The 1736-nt window shown below is 66.6% G+C and carries 3 protein-coding genes; all 3 read right to left on the reverse strand.

Features of this window, described 5'->3' with window-relative positions; translation table 11 throughout:
• Window positions 1-315 (reverse strand): biotin/lipoyl-containing protein (locus H8A92_RS40355; RefSeq protein ID WP_229200790.1); only part of this gene is annotated, 315 nt, incomplete at its 3' end.
• A 2-nt stretch (window positions 316-317) separates the two neighbouring features.
• Window positions 318-623, reverse strand: coding sequence for a DUF5076 domain-containing protein (locus tag H8A92_RS40360; protein ID WP_229200791.1), 306 nt, complete (start codon window positions 621-623; stop codon window positions 318-320).
• 5 nt (window positions 624-628) lie between these two features.
• On the reverse strand, window positions 629-1736 hold a 1108-nt coding region (locus tag H8A92_RS40365; protein ID WP_229200792.1), incomplete at its 5' end, for a pyruvate dehydrogenase complex E1 component subunit beta.

A 1736-nucleotide genomic window follows, 5' to 3' on the forward strand; every position in this document is an offset into this window, starting at 1 on the left:
CTTCGGTGCCTCGGCGGGCTTCGGCGCAGGTGCGGCGCCCGCTCCGGCGCTTGCTGCCGCCTTCACATCCTCGCCGTCGCCGGCCATGACCGCGATGACATCGTTGACCGGCACGTCCTGGGTGCCCTCGGGCACCAGGATCTTGGCGATCGTACCTTCATCGACCGCCTCGACTTCCATCGTCGCCTTGTCGGTCTCGATCTCCGCGATCACGTCGCCGGACTTGACCTTGTCGCCCTCTTTCTTGAGCCACTTGGCGAGGTTGCCCTTTTCCATCGTCGGCGACAGCGCGGGCATGAGAATATTGATCGGCATTGTCAGTGACCTTGTTGCGACCGCGGTTTGGTTTGGCCCATGTCGGTCGGCCGGGCGATTTCGGCTTCGAACATCTCGACGATGCGCGCGAGCGCCTCGTCTTCGGTGTATTCGCTCTCGCGCGAATAGGCGCGCGCGGCGTGACGGGCGATGTCGACGAGCATCAGCCCCCACATGTCCGGCTCCTCGAAGGCGCGCTGGAACGCGATCGACAGGCCGCCGTCGATGACAAAGGCGCGCAGCACCTCGATGGCGTCGTCGCGGCCCATCACGTCAGGCGGCAGCGGCTGCTCCTTGGGACCGGCCATCGGCGTTACCGGTAGGACACGGCCTTGGCGGCTGCGACCACCTCGGCGACGGAGGGCAGAGCGAGCTTTTCGAGGTTGGCCGCGTAAGGCATCGGCACGTCCTTGCCGGAGACCCGCGCCACCGGCGCATCGAGATAGTCGAAGGCATGCTCCATGATCCGCGCCGCGACCTCGGAGCCGACACCGCTCTGCTGCCAGCCCTCCTCCACCGTGACCGCACGGCCGGTCTTCTTCACCGAGTTGATGATGGTCTCGGTGTCCATCGGACGGATGGTGCGCAGATCGATCACCTCGGCCTCGACGCCCTCCTTGGCGAGCTCGTCGGCAGCCTTCAGCGCATAGGACATGCCCATCGCCCAGGAGACGATGGTGACGTCCTTGCCGGCCCGCGCAATGCGCGCCTTGCCGATCGGCACCACGAAATCGTCAAGCTTCGGTATCTCGCCGGTGTGGCCGTACAGCATCTCGTTCTCGAGGAAGACCACCGGATTGGGATCGCGGATCGCCGCCTTGAGCAGGCCCTTGTAGTCGGAGGCCGAATACGGCGCGACCACCTTCAGGCCCGGCACCTGCGAGTACCAGGCGGCGTAGTCCTGGCTGTGCTGGGCCGCGACGCGCGCGGCGGCGCCGTTCGGACCACGGAACACGATCGAGCATCCCATCTGGCCGCCGGACATATACAGCGTCTTGGCAGCGGAATTGATGATCTGGTCGATCGCCTGCATCGCGAAATTCCAGGTCATGAACTCGACGATCGGCTTCAGCCCGGCCATCGCCGCGCCGACGCCGACGCCGGCAAAGCCGTGCTCGGTGATCGGCGTGTCGATCACGCGGCGGGCGCCGAACTCCTGCAACAGGCCCTGCGTCACCTTGTAGGCGCCCTGATACTCGGCGACCTCCTCGCCCATGATGAAGACGTCGCCGTCGCGGCGCATCTCCTCGGCCATGGCATCGCGCAGCGCCTCGCGAATGGTCTGGGTGACCATTTCGGTACCCGCCGGGATTTCCGGATCGGGCAGCGCCTCGCTGACCGGAGCGGCCGGCACCTTCGCCGCGGGCTGCGGCGCTTCCGCCTTTGCATCTCCCTTGGTCTCGGCAGCAGGCGCGGCCTCG

The sequence above is a fragment of the Bradyrhizobium acaciae genome, assembly GCF_020889785.1.
GTDB lineage: Bacteria > Pseudomonadota > Alphaproteobacteria > Rhizobiales > Xanthobacteraceae > Bradyrhizobium > Bradyrhizobium acaciae.

Coding starts and splice junctions, on each gene's coding strand:
- H8A92_RS40360 (WP_229200791.1), bottom strand. CDS start 623: ATGGCCGGTCCCAAGGAGCAGCCGCTGCCGCCTGACGTGATGGGCCGC.